Annotated in this window: 23 protein-coding genes, 1 tRNA gene and 1 pseudogene; 7 read left to right on the plus strand and 18 right to left on the minus strand. The window is 70.1% G+C overall.

Annotated elements, in window-relative coordinates:
- Positions 1-33: 33 nt before the first annotated feature.
- Genes NP777_RS39240 through NP777_RS39255 form a run of 4 tightly spaced genes read right to left on the minus strand, consistent with a single transcriptional unit; the run spans position 34 to position 3,482 of the window.
- Positions 34-798, minus strand: coding sequence for a DUF1707 SHOCT-like domain-containing protein (locus tag NP777_RS39240; protein WP_256654954.1), 765 nt, complete (start codon positions 796-798; stop codon positions 34-36).
- A gap of 59 nt (positions 799-857) precedes the next feature.
- Positions 858-1,865: an ABC transporter ATP-binding protein gene (locus NP777_RS39245; RefSeq protein ID WP_256654955.1), complete on the minus strand. Its 1,008-nt coding sequence runs from the start codon at positions 1,863-1,865 to the stop codon at positions 858-860.
- A 5-nt stretch (positions 1,866-1,870) separates the two neighbouring features.
- The gene (locus NP777_RS39250) at positions 1,871-2,635 is read right to left on the minus strand and encodes an ABC transporter permease (protein WP_256654979.1); all 765 of its coding nucleotides are present in this window, start codon (positions 2,633-2,635) and stop codon (positions 1,871-1,873) included.
- A gap of 46 nt (positions 2,636-2,681) precedes the next feature.
- Positions 2,682-3,482, minus strand: coding sequence for an ABC transporter permease (locus NP777_RS39255; RefSeq protein WP_256654956.1), 801 nt, complete (start codon positions 3,480-3,482; stop codon positions 2,682-2,684).
- Between the two features lie 301 nt (positions 3,483-3,783).
- Between NP777_RS39255 and NP777_RS39260 the strand changes: the two genes are divergently transcribed.
- The gene (locus NP777_RS39260) at positions 3,784-6,138 is read left to right on the plus strand and encodes a transglycosylase domain-containing protein (RefSeq protein WP_256654957.1); all 2,355 of its coding nucleotides are present in this window, start codon (positions 3,784-3,786) and stop codon (positions 6,136-6,138) included.
- A gap of 765 nt (positions 6,139-6,903) precedes the next feature.
- Here NP777_RS39260 and NP777_RS39265 read toward each other — a convergent pair.
- Both NP777_RS39265 and NP777_RS39270 read right to left on the minus strand, forming a co-directional pair.
- Complete coding sequence (locus NP777_RS39265) at positions 6,904-7,206, minus strand: GroES family chaperonin (RefSeq protein WP_044581870.1); 303 nt, start codon at positions 7,204-7,206, stop codon at positions 6,904-6,906.
- A 107-nt stretch (positions 7,207-7,313) separates the two neighbouring features.
- Positions 7,314-7,676, minus strand: coding sequence for a DUF3618 domain-containing protein (locus tag NP777_RS39270; RefSeq protein WP_256654958.1), 363 nt, complete (start codon positions 7,674-7,676; stop codon positions 7,314-7,316).
- Positions 7,677-7,814: 138 nt separating this feature from the next.
- Here NP777_RS39270 and bcp point away from each other — a divergent pair, with 138 nt between their 5' ends.
- Both bcp and NP777_RS39280 read left to right on the plus strand, forming a co-directional pair.
- Entirely contained in the window at positions 7,815-8,282 is a 468-nt protein-coding gene (gene bcp / locus NP777_RS39275; RefSeq protein ID WP_256654959.1) for a thioredoxin-dependent thiol peroxidase, read from the plus strand.
- Between the two features lie 58 nt (positions 8,283-8,340).
- Positions 8,341-8,424: transfer RNA gene (locus NP777_RS39280), tRNA-Leu, on the plus strand.
- A 67-nt stretch (positions 8,425-8,491) separates the two neighbouring features.
- On the opposite strand, the gene rdgB is transcribed toward NP777_RS39280, so the two are convergent.
- The 4 genes from rdgB to NP777_RS39300 all read right to left on the minus strand — a co-directional run bounded on the left by rdgB (position 8,492) and on the right by NP777_RS39300 (position 10,725).
- The gene (rdgB, locus tag NP777_RS39285; RefSeq protein ID WP_256654960.1) at positions 8,492-9,127 is read right to left on the minus strand and encodes an RdgB/HAM1 family non-canonical purine NTP pyrophosphatase; all 636 of its coding nucleotides are present in this window, start codon (positions 9,125-9,127) and stop codon (positions 8,492-8,494) included.
- Between the two features lie 47 nt (positions 9,128-9,174).
- On the minus strand, positions 9,175-9,570 hold the full coding sequence (locus tag NP777_RS39290) for a hypothetical protein (protein ID WP_256654961.1): 396 nt from the start codon (positions 9,568-9,570) through the stop codon (positions 9,175-9,177).
- A gap of 79 nt (positions 9,571-9,649) precedes the next feature.
- On the minus strand, positions 9,650-10,381 hold the full coding sequence (rph, locus tag NP777_RS39295) for a ribonuclease PH (protein ID WP_256654962.1): 732 nt from the start codon (positions 10,379-10,381) through the stop codon (positions 9,650-9,652).
- 110 nt (positions 10,382-10,491) lie between these two features.
- Positions 10,492-10,725 (minus strand): glucose PTS transporter subunit EIIB, encoded by a 234-nt coding sequence (locus tag NP777_RS39300; protein ID WP_069863737.1) that lies wholly within the window; start codon positions 10,723-10,725, stop codon positions 10,492-10,494.
- Positions 10,726-10,950: 225 nt separating this feature from the next.
- Here NP777_RS39300 and NP777_RS39305 point away from each other — a divergent pair, with 225 nt between their 5' ends.
- The 4 genes from NP777_RS39305 (at position 10,951) to NP777_RS39320 (ending at position 16,133) form a co-directional block, all read left to right on the plus strand.
- Complete coding sequence (locus NP777_RS39305; protein ID WP_256654963.1) at positions 10,951-12,216, plus strand: PTS transporter subunit EIIC; 1,266 nt, start codon at positions 10,951-10,953, stop codon at positions 12,214-12,216.
- 234 nt (positions 12,217-12,450) lie between these two features.
- A complete protein-coding gene (locus NP777_RS39310) occupies positions 12,451-12,645 on the plus strand; it encodes a hypothetical protein (protein WP_069863733.1) in 195 nt (64 codons plus the stop codon).
- Between the two features lie 63 nt (positions 12,646-12,708).
- Positions 12,709-14,832, plus strand: a complete 2,124-nt coding sequence (locus tag NP777_RS48310) for a peptidase domain-containing ABC transporter (RefSeq protein ID WP_256654964.1) — start codon at positions 12,709-12,711, stop codon at positions 14,830-14,832.
- Positions 14,829-16,133: a glycosyltransferase gene (locus NP777_RS39320; protein ID WP_256654965.1), complete on the plus strand. Its 1,305-nt coding sequence runs from the start codon at positions 14,829-14,831 to the stop codon at positions 16,131-16,133. Before NP777_RS48310 ends, NP777_RS39320 begins: the two co-directional genes overlap by 4 nt.
- Before the next feature lie 75 nt (positions 16,134-16,208).
- On the opposite strand, the gene NP777_RS39325 is transcribed toward NP777_RS39320, so the two are convergent.
- The 8 genes and pseudogenes from NP777_RS39325 to clpS all read right to left on the minus strand — a co-directional run bounded on the left by NP777_RS39325 (position 16,209) and on the right by clpS (position 21,927).
- Positions 16,209-16,961: an MBL fold metallo-hydrolase gene (locus NP777_RS39325; protein ID WP_256654966.1), complete on the minus strand. Its 753-nt coding sequence runs from the start codon at positions 16,959-16,961 to the stop codon at positions 16,209-16,211.
- A 186-nt stretch (positions 16,962-17,147) separates the two neighbouring features.
- Positions 17,148-18,098: a PLP-dependent cysteine synthase family protein gene (locus NP777_RS39330; RefSeq protein ID WP_256654967.1), complete on the minus strand. Its 951-nt coding sequence runs from the start codon at positions 18,096-18,098 to the stop codon at positions 17,148-17,150.
- 116 nt (positions 18,099-18,214) lie between these two features.
- Positions 18,215-18,484, minus strand: a pseudogene (locus NP777_RS39335) (MoaD/ThiS family protein); the annotation flags it as partial.
- 94 nt (positions 18,485-18,578) lie between these two features.
- Positions 18,579-18,695 (minus strand): putative leader peptide, encoded by a 117-nt coding sequence (locus NP777_RS48380; protein ID WP_014061047.1) that lies wholly within the window; start codon positions 18,693-18,695, stop codon positions 18,579-18,581.
- A 91-nt stretch (positions 18,696-18,786) separates the two neighbouring features.
- Positions 18,787-19,212, minus strand: a complete 426-nt coding sequence (locus NP777_RS39340) for a Mov34/MPN/PAD-1 family protein (RefSeq protein WP_182471280.1) — start codon at positions 19,210-19,212, stop codon at positions 18,787-18,789.
- 165 nt (positions 19,213-19,377) lie between these two features.
- Positions 19,378-20,793, minus strand: coding sequence for an amino acid permease (locus NP777_RS39345; RefSeq protein WP_256654969.1), 1,416 nt, complete (start codon positions 20,791-20,793; stop codon positions 19,378-19,380).
- Positions 20,794-21,004: 211 nt separating this feature from the next.
- The gene (locus NP777_RS39350; RefSeq protein ID WP_256654970.1) at positions 21,005-21,616 is read right to left on the minus strand and encodes a DUF2017 domain-containing protein; all 612 of its coding nucleotides are present in this window, start codon (positions 21,614-21,616) and stop codon (positions 21,005-21,007) included.
- Positions 21,616-21,927 (minus strand): ATP-dependent Clp protease adapter ClpS, encoded by a 312-nt coding sequence (clpS, locus tag NP777_RS39355; protein WP_037962133.1) that lies wholly within the window; start codon positions 21,925-21,927, stop codon positions 21,616-21,618. The genes NP777_RS39350 and clpS overlap by 1 nt, the downstream gene beginning before the upstream one ends.
- Positions 21,928-21,950: the final 23 nt, after the last annotated feature.

Here is a 21,950-nt window from a genome sequence, read left to right on the forward strand (position 1 = left end):
CGCGCCACTCCCCGCGGAGCGCCCAGACAGGCCCTAGTCCTCGCGGCGTTCCTTCTCCAGGGACAGCCGGCGCCCCGCACGCTCCTCGCGCCGCTCGGCGCGCAGCTCCTCCCGGCGCTCGGCCTTCAGCCGGCGGCGCTCCTCCTTCATGCGCCGGTGCTCCTCCTTGCGGAGCTTGCGCTCGACGCCGACCCCGCCGCAGAGCGCGAGACCGGTGACGGTCACCCGGGGGCCGGTGGGGTCCCCATCGGCGGACCCGGTGTGGTCGAAACCACCCATGAGTCCGATGCCGCTGACATGCGTCTCCAGGTCCGGCGGGACGATGATCTGCACCCCGCCCATGAGCGCGAAGCAGCGGATCACCACCTCGCGGCCCTCGAACCGGGCCTCGCGCAGATCGATCTCACCGCCGCCCATGACGGCGAAGGCGGTGAAGGCACGCGGAACGGTCCAGGTCCCCTTGCGCTGGAAGCCGCCCATGATCGCCACGGCCCACTTCGAGGTCGGGGTACCGCCGATCCGCTCGGCCCAGCCGGTGCGGTCGGCCGGGGCCGGTGGGGCCGGAGCGGCGCTGCCGGGCACCGGGAGGTCCCGTACCAGCGGCTCCAGCTCGCCATGGGTGCGCGCCGCGTAGGCCGCGCTCAGCCGCTCCTCGAACTCCTCCATGTCCAGGCGGCCTTCGGCGACCGCCTCGCGGAGGACCTCGGCGATCCGCTCACGCTCGGCGTCCGATGCCCGCATCCCGGCCGGGTCCGGGAGATCGGGGCTCGCCCCCTGCGAAGAACCAGCGCTCGTCATACGGACAGACTAATGGCGGGCACCCGCCCTGGCCCTCTCCCACACCGCGCCCTTGCCCACTACGTCGTCCGCCCCGCCCGGTCCTCCGCCCCGTGCAGCATCCTCGCGATGACGTCCTCGATCTCGGGCTCGCGCACCGAGAGGTCCACCAGCGGACAGCCGTCGGCGACCGCCGCCACGATCGGCGCCGCGCTGCTGGTCGCCGGGAAGGCCAGCCACTGCCGGGGCCCCTCGACCCGCACCGTCCGGGCGCCGGGGACCTCGATGGGCGGCAGCTCCCGCTCCAGGTCGACCACGAGGGTGCGCTCGCTCTCCCCCACCGCGTGCAGCCCGTCCAGCCCGCCGTCGTAGACCAGCCGCCCGTGGTCGATGACCATCACCCGCTTGCACAGCAGCTCGATATCGGTCAGGTCGTGGGTGGTGAGCAGCACCGTCGTGCCCTGCTCCGCGTTCACATCGCGCAGGAACTCCCGCACCTTCGCCTTGCTCACCACGTCGAGCCCGATGGTCGGCTCGTCCAGATAGAGCACCTCGGGGTCGTGCAGCAGGGCGGCCGCGATATCGCCGCGCATCCGCTGGCCGAGCGAGAGCTGACGCACCGGCACGTCCAACAGCGCGCCGAGGTTGAGCAGTTCCACACAGCGGTCCAGGTTGTGCCGGTAGCGGTCGTCGGGGATCCGGTACATCCGCCGCACCAGCGCGTACGAATCGCGCAGCGGCAGGTCCCACCACAGGGTGGTGCGCTGCCCGAAGACCACCCCGATCCGGCGCGCGAGCCTCGTCCGCTCCCTGGAGGGGTCGATTCCGGCGACCCTGAGCCGCCCGCCGCTGGGCACCAGGATGCCGGTCAGCATCTTGATGGTGGTGGACTTCCCGGCGCCGTTCGGGCCGATGTAGCCCACCATCTCGCCGCGCGGCACCCGGAAGCTGATGCCGTCCACGGCGCGCACCTCGCGGCGCTCGCGGCGCATCAGCCCGGCCTTGCGCCGCACCTGGAACACCTTCTCGACGCCGTCGAGCTCGATCAGAGCGTCCACGGCATCCCCGACACCATTCCCCACGACCATTCCCCTCAGCTCCCCGTGCTCTGATACGCCCGCAGCCCCGCCCGCCACGCCAGCCCCGCCACCGCACAGCAGCCGCCCGCGACCAGCGGCGCCGCGAAGCCGATCCAGTCCGGGAGCCCCAGCGGATCGGGGCGGCCCAGGATGTGCAGCGCCGGGAGCCAGTTGACGAAGGCCAGCGGGATGACGAAGGTGACGCCCCGCAGCAGCTCCTTGCCGAAGACCGTCGGCGGGTACTCCAGCAGCGTGGTCCCGCCGAAGGTGAAGGCGCTCTGCACCTCGGAGGCGTCCTTGGCCCAGAACTGGAAGGCGCCGCCGAGCACGAACAGCGCCCCGAAGATGGCGCCCCCGCTCAGCAGCATCACCGGCATCAGCAGCGCCCGGTCCACCGTCCAGTCGATGTCCAGCCGGGCCACCGACCAGCCGAGCAGCACCGCCCCCTGGGTGATCCGGCCCAGCCGGCGCAGCGCGAAGCGGTCGGCGGCCACCTGGGCGAGTATCGGCACCGGCCGCACCAGCAGGGTGTCCATCGTGCCGTCGCGCACCCGCTGGCCCAGCCGGCCCATGGTGCCCAGCGCGAGATCGGCGAGGCCGAAGGCGACGCTGGTGGTGCCGTAGAGGAAGGCGACCTCGTCCAGGGTGAAGCCGCCCAGTTCCCCGATGTGGGTGAACATCAGCGCGATCGCGACGAAGTCGAGGCCGGTCGCGAGGAAGTTCCCCAACGTCATGATCAGGAACGAGGTGCGGTACGCCATCGTGGAGCGCACCCACATCCCGACGATCAGGCCATAGGCCCGCAGCCCGTTGGACACGGCGGACTCAGCCACCCTGGACCACCACCTTCCGGGTCGCCACCGATTGCAGCGCCCGTCCGGCCGCCAGCAGTGCCACCGCCCACCCCGCCTGGAAGCCGAGCGCCTCCAGCAGCCCCGAGCCCCGGCGCTCCTCCAGGAAGATATCCGCCGGCACCTGGAGCATCGCCGCCCAGGGCAGCGCGCGGGCGATCTCGCCGAGCCGCCCGGGGAAGACGTTGAGCGGCAGGATCATCCCGGAGAAGAACAGGCACAGCAGTCCGCTCAGCATGGACAGCCCCGTCCCGTCCAGCAGCCAGAAGGAGGCGAGCGACACCAGATAGCGCACCGCGAAGCCGACGCACACCGCGAGCGCCACGGCGAGCAGGAACCACAGCCAGGTCAAGGGTGAGGCGGGCAGCCGGAGTTCGAACACCAGCGCCCCGACGGCCATCGGCACCACACCGCGCCCCAGCAGCTGGAACGCCGCCCGGCCCAGCTCGGTGGCCAGCCACCACATCTGGAGGTCGACCGGGCGGTAGAGGTCCACGGCGATGTCCCCGGAGCGGATGCGCTCCTGGAGCTCCTCCTGGAAGCCGCCGCCCATCAGCGCCACGGCCGCCAGCAGCGCCTGGCCGAGCCAGACGAAGGTCAGCGCCTGGGCGAGGTCGTAGCCGCCGAGGTGCGGCCGCTCGTCCCACAGCGCGGTGTAGGTGTAGGCGAGGATGAAGCCGAAAACCGTGTTGGTGAAGACCCCGGCCACCGTGGCGACCCGATACGTCGCGTAGCGTTTGAAGCCGCTGACCGCGACGGCCGCGTACAGCCGCATCCGCCCCCGCCTCCCCTTCCCGACCGCACCGCCCGGCCGGCCCGACCGCACCGCCCCGAACGGCGCCAAAATCCGGAGCCTAGTGGGGTGACGGGAGAGACGGCCAGGCATTATTCACCGGATGGTGTGAGCGGAATCATCCATTCGACCGGTCACAGACCAGTCACAGGTGCGCGCCTCGTCCTCGGCCCGGAACGGATGATGCGACAGTGTTTTATCGGGCGTACGACGCGAATCGCCCGACCGTGCACGATCCCACCGCCGCGCAACCTTCGACGGCGGCCGAGGAGTCTCAGGAGACATGAACGACGAGCCCCAGCTGATCGATGGTGGCGTGGCCGGAACGGGTGACCGGCCCGGCGCCGGCGATGGCAACCACGACACGCCGCACCGCGCGGACGGCCTGCCGGAGGGCAAACCGGCCAAGGGCAGAAAGGGGCGTCCCCAGCGCACCGGATGGCGCCGTCTGCTGCCCACCTGGCGCATGGTCCTCGGGGGCTTCCTGCTGATCGTCCTGCTGATCGCGGGCGGGCTCGTCACCGGCTATCTGCTCGTCGAGATCCCCCCGGCCAACAAGGCCGCCATCGCCCAGAGCAATGTCTTCCTCTACTCCGACGGCTCCCAGCTGGCCCGCGAGGGCACGGTCAACCGGGAGAACGTCCAGCTGAGCCAGGTGCCCAAGCGGATCCAGCACGCGGTGCTCGCGGCCGAGGACCGGGACTTCTACGCGGAGTCGGCCATCGACCCCCAGGCGATGCTCCGGGCCGCCTGGAACACCGCCACCGGCAAGGGCAAGCAGTCCGGCTCCACCATCACCCAGCAGTATGTGAAGAACTACTACCTGGACCAGGAGCAGACGGTCTCCCGCAAGGTCAAGGAGTTCTTCATCGCGATCAAGCTGGACCGCGAGGTGAGCAAGGACAAGATCCTGGAGGGCTACCTCAACACCAGCTACTTCGGGCGCAACGCCTACGGCATCCAGGCCGCCGCCCAGGCGTACTACGGCAAGGACATCGGCGAGCTGAACACCGCCCAGGGCGCGTATCTCGCCACCCTGCTGAACGCCCCCAGTTCCTACGACATCGTCGCCCACCCGCAGAACAAGGGCCGGGCCATGGCCCGCTGGAACTACGTTCTGGACGGCATGGTGAAGAAGCACTGGCTGACCAGGGCCGAGCGGCAGAAGATGACCTTCCCCGGGCCCTCCGAGGCCAAGGCCCCCTCCGGCATGTCCGGCCAGCGCGGCTATCTCGTCGAGGCCGTCGAGGACTACCTCACCAGCAACGGGGTCATCGACGAGCAGACCCTGGCGCGCGGTGGCTACCGCATCACCACCACGATCGACAAGGACAAGCAGGACGCCTTCACGGAGGCCGTGCGGGACCGGCTGATGAGCAAGCTCAGCAAGGACCGCAAGGTCGACCGCTACGTCCGCGCGGGCGGCGCCTCGATCGACCCCAAGACCGGGAAGGTGGTCGCCCTCTACGGCGGGATCGACTACACCAAGCAGTTCGTCAACAACGCGACCCGCCGTGACTACCAGGTGGGGTCCACCTTCAAGCCATTCGTCTTCACCTCGGCGGTGCGCTACGGGGCCACCACCCAGGACGGCCAGACGATCACCGCGGACACCCTCTACAACGGCGACAACAAGCGCGAGGTCATCGGCTCCGGCGGGCCCACCGGCTACGCCCCGGCCAACGAGGACGACGTCGACTACGGCGACATCGACGTCACCACGGCCACCGACAACTCGGTGAACTCGGTGTACGCGCAGATGGCCGAGGACGTCGGCCCCTCCAAGGTCAAGCAGACCGCCATCGACCTGGGCCTCCCCAGGCGCACCCCCGATCTGCACGCCTCCCCCTCGATCGCGCTCGGCCCGGCCACCGCGAGCGTGCTGGACATGACCGAGGCGTACGCGACCCTCGCCAACCACGGCGAACACGGCCGGTACAGCCTGGTCGAGCGGGTCACCAAGGACGGTGCGCGGATCAATCTCCCGGCGCGGGAGAGCCGCCAGGCCATCCCGCGCGGCGCCGCCGACGCCACCACCGCGATACTGCAGAGCGTGGTCGACGGCGGCACCGGCACCGCCGCCCAGGGCGCCGAGCGCCCGGCGGCGGGCAAGACCGGCACCGCGGAGGAGGACAAGGCCGCCTGGTTCGCGGGCTACACCCCGGATCTGGCGACCGTGGTCGCGGTGATGGGCCAGGACTCCAACACCGGCGTGCAGAAGTCGCTGTACGGGGCGACGGGGCTGGAGCGGATCAACGGCGGCGGCTACCCCGCCGAGATCTGGGCGCAGTACACGGCGGGGGCGCTGGACGGCAAGGAACCGGCCGAGTTCGATCTGCGGCTGGAGGACGGCACGGACACCCCCGACGGCTCCGAGACCCAGCAGCCCACGGGCTCCCCGCCGCCGGTGGTCACCACTCCCCCGACCGGCGCCCCGCCGGACACGTCGGTCCCGACGGCGCCGACCGACACCGCGCCGACCCTGCCGACGGACGAGCCGACGATCCCCACCCCGCCGACGGACTTCCCCACCGGCGGACCGACGACCGAGCCCGGCCCCGGGGGCCCCGGCGGCCCCGGCGACCCGGGTGGGCCAGGTGATCCTGGCGGCGACCCGGGAGGCCCGGTGGGCGGCTGAGCGGCGCCCCGAGGGGGCGCGGAGCGGATCTTTCCCCTCCCCGCCCCTTCCCGAAACCGGGGCCCCGCCCCAGCCCCCGAGCCGGGGCCGCGCCCCGTCCCACGGCATCGATATGCGGCTCCGCCGCGCGGCAGGGGCTCCACCCCAGGCCCCGAGGTCCAGGGGCAGAGCCCCGGTTTCGGGGGCTTGGGGCAGAGCCCCGGTTTCGGGGGCTTGGGGCAGAGCCCCGGTTTCGGGGTCTGGGGGCAGAGCCCCCGTTTCCGCCTGGGGCAGAGCCCCGGCCCGGGAGCCTGGGGCGAAGCCCCGGCCCGGAAGCCTGGGGCAGAGCCCGGTACGGGGGCCTGGGGCGAAGCCCCGAGTCCGGGGGCCTGGGGCAGAGCCCGGTACGGGGGCCTGGGACAGAGCCCCGGGTCCGGGGGCCTGGGACAGAGCCCCGGGTCCGGGGGCCTGGGACAGAGCCCCGGTTTCGGGGCCTAGGGGCAGAGCCCCGGTTTCGGGGTCTGGGGCGGAGCCCCCGTTTCCGCCTGGGGCAGAGCCCCGGCCCGGGGGCCTGGGGCAGAGCCCGGTACGGGAGCCTGGGGCAGAGCCCGGTACGGGAGCCTGGGGCAGAGCCCGGTACGGGAGCCTGGGGCAGAGCCCGGTACGGGGGCCTGGGGCGGAGCCCCGGCCCGGGGCCTGGGGCGGAGCCCCGGTTTCGGGAAGGGGCGGGGAGGGGAACAGCGCGCCGCAGGCGTCACGACCCGGCGGGCGCCCCTGGACGGTCGCCTACAGGTACAGCCCCGTGGAGTCGTCCGCGCCCTCCAGCCGCTCGGCGGCCACGGCGTGCAGATCGCGCTCCCGCATCAGTACGTAGGCGACCCCGCGGACCTCGACCTCGGCCCGGTCCTCCGGGTCGTAGAGCACCCGGTCACCGGGCTCCACGGTCCGTACGTTCTGCCCGACCGCGACCACCTCGGCCCAGGCCAGCCGCCGGCCGACCGCCGCGGTGGCGGGGATGACGATTCCGCCGGACGACCGGCGCTCACCCTCCGGAATGTCGGTACGGACCAGCACGCGATCGTGCAGCATCCGGATGGGCAGCTTGTCATGGGTCGTGTTCGCACTCACGCCATGACCGTACCTGGCCGGAGGGCGAGATGAAGCCTTCAGGGGGGCCGGAGCCCGCCGCCCTTCCCTCACCGGCGCCGCTTGGCGCACCGCGCGGAGCGGGACGTCTTGGCGGACCGGGAGGACCTGGCCGAGAGCGCGAGCAGGCCGACCAGCCCGGCCACCAGGAGCGCGGCCGGCACGATCCGCTCCATGCGGGGCTCGCCCTCCTCCGACACCAGCTGGCCGCGCACGCCCGTCACCACTCGGTTGACGGACACATAGGCCCGCCCGGCGGTCCGGTCCACGGCCGACGCCGCCTTCGCCTTCGCGTCCCCGATGATCGTCTTCGGGTGCACCCGCACCCCGATCTCGTCGAGCGTCACGGCGAGCTCCTGCCGCCTGCGGGCGATGTCCGCCTCGATCTGCGCAGGGGTCCTGGCATCCGACACCGCGCTGCCTCCGTCAGTCTCGATGATTCGTAGTGGACAGTCTGTCAGCTCGCTCTCCTCACCGCCCCACGGCACCCCCGGACGGGAAGCTGGCTAATGTCGGGTGTGTACCCCCGATGCCACGAGGAGCACCAGACCATGAGCGAGCGACTGCAGCCCGGCGACACCGCCCCCGCCTTCACCCTCCCCGACGCGGACGGCAAGCAGGTCTCGCTCGCCGAGCACGCCGGCCGCAAGGTGATCGTCTACTTCTACCCCGCGGCCCTCACCCCCGGCTGCACCAAGCAGGCGTGCGACTTCACCGACAACCTCGAGTTCCTCTCCGGCCACGGCTACGACGTCATCGGCATCTCCCCGGACAAGCCCGAGAAGCTGGCCAAGTTCCGCGCCCAGGAGGACCTGACGGTCACCCTGCTCGCCGACCCCTCCAAGGAGACCCTGGAGGCGTACGGCGCCTTCGGCGAGAAGAAGCTCTACGGCAAGACGGTGACGGGCGTGATCCGCTCCACCGTCATCGTGGACGAGCAGGGCAAGGTCGAGCGCGCCCTGTACAACGTGAAGGCCACCGGCCACGTCGCCAAGATCATCAAAGACCTGGGGCTGTGACGGACCCGGGGCTCCCGCCCCGGCCCCCGTTCACCAGGCGATACCATGACCGTGCCGAGCGGCCGTGATGGAATTGGCAGTCATGCTGGGTTTAGGTCCCAGTGGGGTAACACCCGTGAGGGTTCGAGTCCCTCCGGCCGCACGCCACGCATACGCGGGCCCGGCCCGCCTCGCCGCGGGCCGGGCCCGCGGCGCTCTACGGGGGCCGCTCACCCCAGGAGTTCGCGGACGACCGGGGCGATGGCGCGGAACGCCTTGCCGCGGTGGCTGATGGCGTTCTTCTCGTCCGGGGTCAGTTCGGCGCAGGTACGGGTCTCGCCATGGGGCTGGAGGATCGGGTCGTAGCCGAAACCCCCGCCGCCCACGGGCTCGTGGCGGAGGGTGCCGGTGAGCCGGCCGGAGACCACGCGCTCGGTGCCGTCGGGGAGGGCGATGGCGGCGGCGCACTCGAAGTGGGCGCCGCGGTGTTCGTCGGGAACGTCGGCGAGCTGGGCCAGCAGCAGTTCGAGGTTGGCACGGTCGTCGCCGTGCCGGCCCGACCAGCGGGCCGAGAAGATGCCGGGGGCGCCGCCGAGGACGTCCACGCACAGCCCGGAGTCGTCGGCGATGGCGGGGTGGCCGGTGGCCTGGGCCAGGGCATGGGCCTTGAGGAGGGCGTTCTCCGCGAAGGTCACGCCGGTCTCCTTGACGTCCGGGACCTCCGGATAGGCGTCGGCGCCGACGAGTTCGACGTCGAGACCGGTCTCGCCCAGGATCGAGCGCAGCTCGGTGATCTTGTAGGCGTTGCGGGTGGCGAGGATGAGACGGCGGGGGTGCGGAGGGTGTCCGTCAGTGCGTTGCTGCATAGTTCTCGATTATCGAGGGTGGATGGCGCGTGCCGATCGGGGGGCGGTCAGGGCGAGCAGACCTTGGTCAGCTCACCCGCCGCGTCCTTGACCGGGCTCAGATCGGGGTCCTCGCCGCTGTCGACGGACTTCTGGACGTTGTCCACGGCCTTCTGGAGGTCGTCGAGGGCCTTGCCGACGTCCGCGTTGTCGGTGCGGTCTCCGACCTTGTCGATGTCCTTGTCGAGGGCATCCAGGATCTTGTCGGCCTGCTGCGGGTCGATGGCGGCGCCGACCATGGCGTCCTGGAGGTCGTCCACGTCGTTGGATATCTCCAGCGCGAGTTGGGCGCAGTCCAGGGCCTTCTCCACCGCGCTGCAGCCCACGGTGACCGGCACCGCGAGCGCGACGGCGGCGAGGGCGGTGACGGCGGTGGTACGGCGGTGACGGAGGCGCGGCGCCATGAAGTGGGTCCTTCCCCGGGAAAGGTGCTGGTACCTGACTAAACGCCAGGCGCCGCGCGGTGGTTGCCCGATGCCGCCGTCAGTTCCCCTCGGCCAGTGCCGCGCGCTGGATTCCGGACAGGGCGTCACAGCCCGCCACGGCGAGGTCCAGCAGCCCGCTCAGCTCCTCGCGGGCGAAGGGCTCGCCCTCGGCGGTGCCCTGCACCTCGACGAAGCGTCCGTCACCGGTACAGACCACGTTCATGTCGGTCTCGGCGCGCACGTCCTCCTCGTAGCAGAGGTCGAGCAGGGGGACGCCACCGACGATGCCGACGCTGACGGCGGAGACGGTTCCGGTCAGCGGCTGCCGGGTGGCCTTGATCAGCTTCTTCCCGCGGGCCCAGCCGATGGCGTCGGCCAGGGCCACATAGGCGCCGGTAATGGCGGCGGTGCGGGTGCCGCCGTCGGCCTGGAGGACATCGCAGTCCAGGACGATGGTGTTCTCGCCGAGCGCCTTGTAGTCGATGACGGCGCGCAGCGAGCGGCCGATGAGCCGGGAGATCTCATGCGTACGGCCGCCGATCTTGCCGCGGACGGACTCGCGGTCGCCCCGGGTGTTGGTGGAGCGCGGCAGCATCGCGTACTCCGCGGTGACCCAGCCCTCGCCGCTGCCCTTGCGCCAGCGCGGCACGCCCTCGGTGACGCTCGCGGTGCACAGGACCCGCGTATCGCCGAAGGAGACGAGGACCGAGCCCTCGGCATGCTTGCTCCAACCGCGCTCGATGGTCACGGGGCGGAGCTGGTCGGGGGTGCGGCCGTCGATACGAGACATGGGATGAGCCTATCGGCATCGCGAAGGGCCCCGGTCCGCGTCCGCGGCGGGGCAGGGGGCCTCTGATGGATCTCCCTGGCCCCGGAGGGCGGCGCGACGGGCTCAGCGGCTCACATCAGGTCTTCGATCTCGGCGGCGACGGGGTCCGCGTCGGTGCCGATGACCACCTGGATCGCGCTGCCCATCTTCACCACGCCATGGGCGCCCGCGGCCTTCAGCAGCGCCTCGTCGACCAGGGAGACGTCCTTGACCTCGGTACGGAGTCGGGTGATGCAGCCCTCGACCTCGACGATGTTGTCGATGCCGCCGAGCCCCTCGACGATCTTCTCAGCCTTGCTGGCCATGTTCGCTCCCTGTCGTCCTGCTGTCCGCGTTACAACCAACCGAGAATGGTCTACACCATTATGCGGGGTGGAGGGTCGGCCGTCACATGGAAGGATAGATTCCTTTATCGGACCCCTACGTGTAACGGAGCCCTACGTGCTACAACAGGTCTACACCACATGTGGTTTAGACCATAGCGCGGGCCGCCCCCATCCCCTGAGAGCCCGCCTCACCAGGAGGAACTCGTGACGACGGCCAGCGCCGCCCCCGCGGCGGAGAAGAAGAAGGGCGCCAGCGTGATGGCCGCGCTCCAGCGCATCGGCCGCAGCCTGATGCTGCCGGTGGCGGTGCTGCCCGCCGCTGCCCTCCTGGTGCGCCTCGGAAACACCGACATGCTCGGGCGACCGGAATTCCCCGCCTTCCTGACGAAGATCGCCTCATTCATGGCCGCCGGCGGTAACGCGATCCTGGACAACATGCCGCTGTTGTTCGCCGTGGGCATCGCGATCGGCTTCGCGAAGAAGTCGGACGGCTCGACCGCGCTCGCCGCGGTCGTCGGCTACTTGGTCTTCAAGAACGTGCTCGGCACCTTCACCGACAAGAGCCTGCCAAAGGTGGCGACGGCCGTCGACGGCAAGGTCGTCATGGTGGACGCCCCGGCCGACGCCAAGGTGCTCGGCGGTGTGGTGATGGGTCTCGCCGTCGCGCTGCTCTACCAGCGCTTCTACCGCACCAAGCTGCCGGACTGGGCGGGCTTCTTCGGCGGCCGTCGACTGGTCCCGATCCTGGCGGCCCTCGCCGGCCTGATACTCGGCATCGTCTTCGGCTACATCTGGCCGGTCCTCGGTACCGGTCTGCACAACTTCGGTGAGTGGTTGGTGGGTTCGGGCTCCATCGGCGCCGGCATCTTCGGTGTCGCCAACCGCGCGCTGATCCCGATCGGCATGCACCACCTGCTGAACTCGTTCCCCTGGCTACAGGCGGGCGACTACCACGGCAAGAGCGGCGACATCGCGCGCTTCCTGGCCGGCGACCCGACCGCGGGCCAGTTCCTGACCGGCTTCTTCCCGGTCATGATGTTCGGCCTCCCGGCCGCCTGCCTCGCCATCGTGCACTGCGCCCGCCCGGAGCGCCGCAAGGTGATCGGCGGCATGATGCTCTCGCTCGCGCTGACGTCCTTCGTCACCGGCGTCACCGAGCCGATCGAGTTCACCTTCATGTTCATCGCGCCGGTCCTGTACGCGATCCACGCGGTCCTCACCGGTATCTCCATGGCTCTGACCTGGGCGCTGGGCATGCGGGACGGCTTCGGCTTCTCGGCCGGCGTGATCGACTGGGCTCTGAACCTGGGCATCGCAAGCAATCCATGGGGACTGATGCTGGTTGGCCTGTGCTTCGGCGCCGTCTACTACGCGATCTTCCGCTTCGCCATCACCAAGTTCAACCTGCCAACCCCAGGCCGCGAGTCGGACGAGGAGCTGAAAGAAATTCTGAAGGCCGAGGCTAAGTAGGACTTTCCCGAAACTCGATCACGCCGAATTCCCCGGCCGCACTGCGGATCGGGGAATTCGGCGCGCCCGTTTCGTTAATCCCGCAGAAAGCCCCTTGTTTACCAGATGCAATTTCCGGCCCGGAAGATCCAGTGATCATAATCACGGGTCCTCTCCTTGATCACGCCGAAATCTTCAGCCTACGGTGTCGACCGGGTCAATCATGGCCTAGACCAACGACAAACTGGGGAAACTATGAGCCTGCAAGCTCTGCGTGAGCTGAAGTTCGCCGCACTCAGCGACGAGGAGGCGGCCGCCGCCTCCGGCGAGGGCAAGAAGCCGAGCCGCGCCCAGTGCGAGTGGATTTTCGCTCAGATCGGCAATCCTATGGGTTGCAGCTACGGCGACTACTACAAGCTCTGGAAGTCGCTGGGCTGCGACAAGCTGTAGTACGGATCCGCGCCCGCCCCGTCCGGCGGCGGGCGCGCTCTTTTCCCGGCCAGGAGTTCTTCGGTGAAGTGGCAGAGATACCACACCCATCAGTCGGGGGACACCGACTGCGGCCCGGCGTCTCTGCGCGCCGTGCTCATGCGGCACGGGGTCGTGGTCGACGCGGCACTCCTGCGCGAGTCCACGGGGCTCGGCGAACGCGGCTCCAATCTGCTCCGGCTGCGCGAGGTCCTGCGGGGCTACGGCGTCGACAGCGAACTCCTCCGGCTGGACACCGACCAGCTGCGGCAGGCCGTACGGCTGGCGGGACCGACGATCATCCTGCTGGACGAGGACGGTGACCGGCACTTCGTTGTCGTCCACGAGGCCACCGACAGCGGCCACTTCATCGTCGGCGACCCACTGCTCCAGCGTCCGATGCGCGTCGCGCCCGAGGTCCTCGCCGAGGTCTTCCACGGGGAGGCCCTGGTCACCGACAGGCCGATGGCGCGGCTGCCGCTGGGGGCCCGGATCCGCGCCTCCCGTGCGCAGGGTCTGGTGTGGCAGGCCGCCCGAGCCCATCGGGGGCGGCTCCTGCTGATCCTGGCGGCGACCGTCGTCGTGGCCCTGGTGGCCCTGCTGAACAGCCTGTTCGTCCAGATGGCGGTGGACCGCGTCATGCGAGACGGCTCGCGGCGGGCGCTGGCTGTCATGTCGGCCGAGTTCATCGGGATCGCCCTGGCGGCAGCGGGCGTCCAGTATCTGCGGGGCCGCGCCATCGTGGCCCTGAGCCAGTCGCTCCAACGGCAGTTGTCGGAACGCTACCTGCATAAACTCCTGCGGCTTCCGGCCGGTTACTTCAAAAGCCGCAGAGCCGGTGACCTGGTGAGCCGGATCGACGATGTGCAGGAAATCCAGGGGCTCGTCACCGCGGCCTCCGTCAGGGCGGCCATCGACATCTGTGTCGTCCTCTCGGTCGGCGGCTATCTGCTCGTGACCGGGCCCTCGCTCTTCCTGTTCCTGATCCCGCCCGCCGCGGTCAACGTGCTCAGCTCCGTCCTCCTCTACCCGCACATCAGGAACGCCGCGGCGGAAGCTCTCCAGCGGGACGCCACACTGAAATCCGAGACACTCAACTCCCTGCGGGGACACATGGAGTTGACCGGTTACGGCAGGGGCGACTACGCCTTCGGCCGCATGAGCAGGGCATTGCGGCGCAGAATCGAGTCGGAGACGCGGCTCGGCCGTCTGGAGAACGTCAACTCCGTGATCAAGACGGCCAGTCAGACCGTCTTCACGGTGGTGGCGGCCTGGGCGGGGCTGAGCCGCATGATGTCCGGGGCGCTCACCGTCGGCCAGGTCTTCGGATTCCTGACCATGGCCGGCTACTTCCTCGGCGCCATGGACTCCGTCGCGTCCTTCCAGGTGACCGTTCAGCGCACCTCTGCCGCCCTGGGCCGGTACCGGGACGTGGTGATGCAGCGCGACGACGCCCGGCTCTCGCTGCCGGTGGAGCAGGCGGAGACGCCACGGGAGTCGGCCGACCTCTCGATCAGGTCCCTGCGGTTCCGCCATCCCGGCGCCCGGCAGGACACGATCCGCGGACTCGACCTCGATGTCCCGTACGGCGCAAGCATGCTCCTGCGCGGCGCGAACGGCTCGGGCAAGAGCACGCTCCTCACCCTGCTCGCGGGGATGCACCCCGGATACGAGGGCAGTATCACCCTCGGTGGCGCCGAGATCAGCCACATCCCATCGGCCGAGTTGCCGCGGCACGTCCTGTACGTCCCGGAGACCCCGGTCCTGCTCACCGCCTCCCTGCGCGAGAACCTGACCCTGGGCGTACCGCACAGCACGGCCGACGTTCTGGATGCCTGCCGCGTCGCCTGTTTCCTGGACGTCGTCGACAGCCTTCCTGAAGGGCTGGACGAGCCGGTACGGGAGACCGGCGCGGGGTTCTCGCGCGGCCAGATCCAGCGTCTGTCGATCGCCCGCGCCGTCCTGCACGGCCCCCGGATCTACCTCTTCGACGAGACGTTCAGCGGCATCGACCGGGACACCCTCACCCGGATCTGGGACGCGCTCCGCATGGTCGAGGGCACCAAGATCATGGTCTCGCATGGGCATGTCGGGGACGCCGCGTTCGACCTGGAACACTCCCTCGCCCCCTCGTCCGACCTCTGCCAGGAAAGCCCTCTGCCGCGATGAAGTTCTCGCACCTGCTCGATCTCGTCCACGTGCCCGGAGGCATCCCCGCCTCCCGCCTGGCGTCCGACCTGGCCCTGGTCACCTCCGTGTCACTGGACCTCGCGGACACCCCGCTGTCCTCCGCCGACCCCGCGGACCTGGCAGCCGGCTACGCCTCGCACCGCCCCCGTCCGGTGACCGCCGTCGTGCTCACCTCGAACGAGGAGGAGCGCATCGCCGGCTGTCTGAACGCGCTCGCCGACGACGCCGATCACTGCCTGCTGGTCGATTCCGGGTCCGTCGACGGCACCGCCGAGCAGGCGCTGCGCGCCCGAGGCGACGCGCGGATCCTGTCCGCGCCCTGGGCCGACGACTTCTCCCGGCAGCGCAATCTCGCCTTCGGCGAGGTCACCGACGGCTGGCTGTGCCATGTGGACGCCGACGAGATCCTCGTGCCGTCGCACGCGGGCCGGCTCCGCCGTGCGCTGTCGGTGCTCGACTACCTACTGCCCGACTCCGATTTCGTCGTCTCCCCCGTCATCGCCGACGTGGGCGGCCCGGTGTACAGCAATACCCAGCGGGTGCTACGGGCAGACGGCCCGTTCCGATTCCGGGGACGGGTCCACGAGCACCCGTACGACCCCGACGGCCGCGCCCCGGCCCGGGTGCAGATCGACGCCCGTTTCGACCACTCCGGCTACCTGCCGGAAGTGGTCGACCAGAGGGGCAAGCGCGAGCGGTACGTCAGGCTGGACCGGCTGGCGCGGACCGAGGAGCCGGACAATCCGAAGTGGGTGTATTACGAGGTCCGAGACGGGCTCGACCACCGATCGGCGTCCGAGGAGGAGCTGCGCGCGGCGTTCACGCTGCTGGCCGCGCATGCGGGCGAGACCCTGCCCGCCGGTCCGCCCGGCTACCGGACCGAGCGGATCGTCGACTCCTGGAGTCTGCTGTGCGAGTTGGCCCTCGGACTCGGCGAGGCCGACGCACTGCGGACGTACGCGGCCCTGCTCGGCGAGGCGGGACGGACCGTTGAGGCCACGTACTACCGCACACTGCTGGAGTCGAGCCGGCTCCTGGGCCGGCTCTCGGCCCTCGTCGACGAGATCGGGTCGGTGCAGGGCGCCGAGGAACCGGCCAATCGCCATCTCATGGCCCGTCTGTTCGAACTGCAGTCGACGCTGGCCCTCGCCAGCGGCCGCTACGAGACGATCCTGCCCGCGTACCGGAAGTCGGTCGAGCGTGGCGCCGGTCACAGTGTGACCGAGGACTTCGAGATGCTCGCCCGGGTGCTGACACAGCTGCCGGACCGGGCCGTCTGACCCGGCGCGCTGCCCGCCCCGCCGCAGCTCCCTGGACGGTCCGGTTCCGGGAGCCGCAGCAGGGCGGGGCGGGTCTCAGACCTCGTAGACCGCGCCCGCCTTGGCCAGCTCCACCGGGCCGCCGAAGACCGCCTGGGCGTCGCGCTGGTTGATCTGGGGGTCCGTCCACGGCGGCACATGGGTGAGCACCAGGGCCCCGACCCCCGCCCGCAGCGCGTGCTCGCCCGCCTGGCGGCCGTTGAGGTGCAGCCCCGGGATGTCCTCCTTGCCGTGCGTGAAGGCCGCCTCGCACAGGAAGAGGTCGCCGCCCCGGGCCAGGTCCACCAGGGCCTCACAGGGGCCCGTGTCGCCCGAGTAGACCAGCGAGCGGCCGCCGTACTCGATCCGGAAGCCGTACGCCTCCACCGGGTGGCAGACGCGCTCGGCGCGGATGGTGAAGGGCCCGATCTCGAAGCTCCCGGGCGTGAGCGTGTGGAAGTCGAAGACCTCGCGCATCGACTTCTCGTCGGGCACGTCGTCGTACGCCTGGACCAGCCGCCGCTCGGTGTCCTCGGGGCCGTAGACGGGGATCGCCTCGGCGCGCCCACCGTCGTGCCGGTAGTAGCGCGCGACGAAGTATCCGCACATGTCGATGAAGTGATCGGGGTGGAGATGCGACAGCAGTACGGCGTCGAGGTCGTAAAGACCGCAGTGGCGCTGCAGCTCGCCAAGGGCGCCATTGCCCATGTCGAGGAGCAGCCGGAAGCCGTCGGCCTCGAGGAGGTAGCTCGAGCAGGCCGATTCCGCGGACGGGAACGACCCTGAGCATCCGACGACGGTGAGCTTCATGAAGCAGGAACCTCCTTGAGGGGTCCCCATGCCGAGGGCCATGGGCGGGTGCGGGGGGTCATGCGGTGCCCACGAGCGTAAGGCGCAAAAGCCCAGGCAGCTCCTCCACGGGCCCGCGTTGTGGGCGGAATCACCAGGACGGAGCCGGGTGTCGCCCGGCCCGTGCCCCCACCGGCCGATCGGCCCCTACGCCCAGAGCTGGCCGTGCAGCGTCTCGATCGCCTCCTCGGTGGTGGCCGCCGTGTAGACGCCGGTGGAGAGGTACTTCCAGCCGCCGTCGGCGACGATGAAGACCACATCGGCGCTCCGCCCGGCCGTGACCGCCTTACGGGCGACACCGAGGGCGGCGTGCAGCGCGGCCCCGGTCGAGACGCCCGCGAAGATGCCCTCCTGGGCGAGGAGTTCCCGGGTGCGGGACACCGCGTCCTCGGAGCCGACGGAGAAGCGGGTGGTCAGGACGGACTCGTCGTACAGCTCGGGGACGAAGCCCTCGTCGAGGTTGCGGAGTCCGTAGACGACGTCGTCGTAGCGCGGTTCGGCGGCGACGATCTGGACGTCCGGCTTGTTCTCGCGCAGGAAGCGGCCGACACCCATCAGGGTGCCGGTGGTGCCCAGACCGGCGACGAAGTGGGTGATGGAGGGCAGGTCGGCCAGGATCTCGGGGCCGGTGGTGGCGTAGTGGGCGCCCGCGTTGTCCGGGTTTCCGTACTGGTAGAGCATCACCCAGTCCGGGTGCTGTTCCGCCAGTTCCTTGGCCACCCGGACGGCGGTGTTGGAGCCGCCGGCGGCGGGCGAGGAGATGATCTCCGCACCCCACATGGCGAGCAGCTGGCGCCGCTCCTCGCTGGTGTTCTCCGGCATCACGCAGACGATGCGGTAGCCCTTGAGCTTGGCCGCCATCGCGAGCGAGATCCCGGTGTTGCCGGAGGTGGGCTCGAGGATGGTGCAGCCGGGGGTCAACCGGCCGTCCTTCTCGGCCTGTTCGACCATATGGAGCGCCGGGCGGTCCTTGACCGAGCCGGTGGGGTTGCGGTCCTCCAGCTTGGCCCAGATCCGTACGTCGGACGAGGGCGAGAGCCGCGGCAGCCCGACGAGCGGCGTATTGCCGACCGCGGCCAGGGGGCTGTCGTACCGCATCAGAGCATTCCCACCCGTCGCCCGGCCACCACCCCAGCGGGACGGGGCTCCGCCCCGGCGGCCCCATCCCGTCGCCCGGCCACCACCCCAGCGGGACGGGGCTCCGCCCCGAGAGCCCCACCCGCGACGGCCGGGAGGATCGTCACGTTGTCGCCGTCCGAGACCTTGGTGGAGATGCCGTCGAGGAAGCGGACGTCCTCGTCGTTCAGATAGACGTTGACGAAGCGGCGCAGCTCACCGCCGTCGACCAGGCGCTCCTGGATCCCGGAGTGCCGGCTCTCCAGGTCGGCGAAGAGGTCGGCGAGCGTGGCCCCGCTGCCCTCGACCGCCTTCTGGCCGTCGGTGTAGGTGCGGAGGATGGTCGGGATGCGGACCTCGATGGCCATTCTTAAGCTCCTGTCGGAGGGCGGGGTGGACTCCCGGACCGGGAGCGGCCGGGAGGGCGTCGTCGAAGGGCGTCGGGGCGTCTCGGGCGCGCGTTCAGGCGGCCACGGCGCGGCGCGGACACATCGCGCTGGCGAGCCGGCACAGGTCGACGTGGAGCCGCGCCACGAGCAGCATGCCCGGCGTCTTCTCGCTCACGTCATCGAAAACCATGGACTCATCGTATCGATTCCCGAACCGGGCTCCGGTAGGCAATCCCGCGATACGGACGGGTAGTGACCGCGATGCGAGACCACTCGGCGATTCAGCCACCCGGGACGATCTCCACCTCTTCCTCGGTGACCTCACCGTCCACGATCCGGAAGGACCGGAACTGGAAGGGTCCCTCGTCATTGCCGCATTCGGCCGTGGAGACCAGGACGTAGTGGGCACCGGGCTCATTGGCGTAGGAGATGTCGGTGCGGGAGGGGTACGCCTCGGTGGCGGTGTGCGAGTGGTAGATGACCACCGGCTCCTCGTCCCGGTCGTCCATCTCGCGGTAGAGCTTGAGCAGGTCACCCGAGTCGAACTCGTAGAAGGTGGGGGAACGGGCCGCGTTCAGCATCGGGATGAACCGCTCGGGGCGGCCGCTTCCGGCCGGGCCCGCGATCACACCGCATGCCTCGTCCGGGTGGTCGGCGCGGGCGTGCGCGACGATCTTGTCGTGGAGCGCCTGGGTGATGGTCAGCATGACCACACAATAGGAAAGAAAAAAGGGGTGGCGCGCGGGGGGCACCTCCCGGACGGAGTCTGGGGGAGCCTCCGTCGAGGGTGGTGGTGGGAGACGGGCGGGCGGGCTCCGGACACTGGTCCGGAGCCCGCCTGCTGAGATGTCACGCCCGAAAGGCGATACGGATTACTTGCGCGCGTACTCCGGCTCCGCCGCGTCGCTCTGGTCGAGCGGCTGAGCCCCGCCGCGGGCCTTGAGGACGTACCAGCCGATCACCAGGCAGACGGCCCACCCGGCGCCGACGTACAGGGAGACCCGGGCGTCCTTGTCGTAGGCGACCAGGCAGGTCACGAACAGCAGGAAGACCACCGCCACCCAGCTGAAGACCGAGCCGCCGGGAGCCGGGAAGGACGAGGCGGGCAGCCGGCCCGCGCGGAACGCGGCGCGGTACCGGATGTGGGCGAACAGGATCATCAGCCAGGTCCAGATGCCGCAGGCCGTGGACACCGAGGTGACGTAGGTGAACGCCTTCTCGGGGACGACGTAGTTGAGGAGCACGCCGATGGCCATGAAGAGGACGGAGAAGGTGATGCCGATGGCCGGGGACTTGCGGAGGTTGAGCCGGGCGAAGATCCTCGGCCCCTCACCGCTGGTCGCCAGGTCGCGCAGCATCCGGCCGGTGGAGTACATGCCGGAGTTACAGGAGGACAGGGCCGCGGTCAGGACCACGAAGTTGACGATACCGGCGGCGAGGGGGATGCCGATCTTGGAGAAGCCGTGCACGAAGGGGCTCTCGCCGGCCGAGAACTCGGTCCACTTGACGACGGCGAGCAGCACCGTCAGGGCGCCGACGTAGAAGATGATGATGCGCCACGGCAGCGTGTTGATCGCCTTGGGCAGGGTCTTCTCCGGGTCCTCGGACTCGCTCGCGGTGACGCCGACGAGCTCGACGGCGATGTAGGCGAACATCACGCCCTGGAGGGTCATCAGGCTGTCGCCGATGCCGTTGGGGAAGAACCCGCCATGGGACCAGAGGTTCGAGGCGGCGGCGGTGTCACCGGCGTCGGAGAAACCGAGGGTGAGCACGCCGAGGCCGATCACGATCATGCCGATGATCGCGGTGACCTTGACCATCGAGAACCAGAACTCGACCTCACCGAAGACCTTGACCGAGATCAGGTTCACCCCGAAGAGCACCACCAGGAAGACCAGGGCGCTGACCCACTGCGGGATCGAGGGGAACCAGAAGTTGATGTAGATGGCGGCGGCCGTGAGCTCGGCCATGCCGGTCACCACCCACAGCAGCCAGTAGGTCCAGCCGGTCACATAGCCGAAGAACGGGCCCAGGAACTCCCGGATGTATTCCGCGAAGGAGCCCGTGGACCGCCGGTAGAGGAGCAGCTCACCGAGCGCTCTCATGATGAAGAAGACGATCACGCCCGCGAGGGCGTACATCAGGATGATGCTCGGGCCGGCCTTGGCGATGTTCGCCCCGGCACCCATGAACAGGCCGACGCCGATGGCGCCGCCGATAGCGATCATCTGGACCTGGCGACTGCCAAGGCCGCGCTCATAGCCCTCTTCAGGAGCCGCTGAGGTCATATTGCTGCGCCTTTCTCCCTGTGGCGGCTGGCTGCGATCGTGAAGATTTACCACGACCGTCAGACTGATCGACTGTGTCGCATGTGGTGCACACCACAGGGAGAAGCGGACAAAAGTTGCACTGCGCAACAAAGATAACGATCGCAGTGATGCGATCGTTATCCGGAGTTGAGCATCCTCTAAACGAACACTCAGTAGTTGCCGGAAGAAATCATTCCGGCATGAGCGTCTCGATCAGGGTCTCCTGGAGCCCGCCGAGCCAGAAGTACGCCATGACCATCGGCTTGCGCGGATCGGAGTCCGGCAGCCCCAGCAGCTCACCGCCGTCCTCCTCGTCGGTGACCTCCAGCCGGGTCCCGATGGCCAGCCGCAGGTCGTTGAGCGCGCCCAGCCAGCTCCGGGACCTGTCCGGCGCCAGCTCCAGCACCGCCGGGGCCCCGCCCGCGGAGCCGGGGTCCAGCGCGTCCAGGTCGCGCACCACCGCCAGGGCGTCGTCGCGCTTGCGCGCCCGCAGGTCGTTCTCGGTGAAGCGGCGGAACTCCGCGGACGCCTCCCGCGCCTCCTTCTCCTCCCGCGCCCCGAGCTCCCGGTCCGGCGGGGAGTAGGCGTCCGGGAAGAGCCGGGCGAGCGCCGGATCCTCCGGCGGCTTGCTGGGGCCGTCCGCGAAGAGCGCGGCCAGCGGGTCATCGCCCCCGGCGGGCTGGTCGCCCGGACCGATCAGCTCGGCGAGCTGCATGGCCAGGCTGCGCAGGATGGAGATCTCCACCTCGTCCAGGGCGATGGCGGCGCCCCCGCCCGGCAGCGACTCGAAACGTCCCGACATCAGCGCTCCTGCTGGAGGGTCGCCCACAGGCCGTAGCCGTGCATCGCCTGCACGTCGCGCTCCATCTCCTCGCGGGTGCCGCTCGAGACGATCGCGCGGCCTTTGTGGTGGACGTCGAGCATCAGACGGTTGGCCTTGTCCTTGGAGTAGCCGAAGTAGCTCTGGAAGACGTAGGTCACATAGCTCATGAGATTGACGGGGTCGTTATGGACCACCGTCACCCAGGGAACGTCGGGTTCCGGCACCGACGAGGGTGCTTCACGGGATTCAGGACGTTCGATCTCCACGGGCGCGACACTCACACGTCCCATGCTGCCACCCGGCACGGGCCGTC

This window comes from Streptomyces rugosispiralis (assembly GCF_024505145.1).
GTDB classification, from domain to species: Bacteria; Actinomycetota; Actinomycetes; order Streptomycetales; family Streptomycetaceae; genus Streptomyces; species Streptomyces rugosispiralis.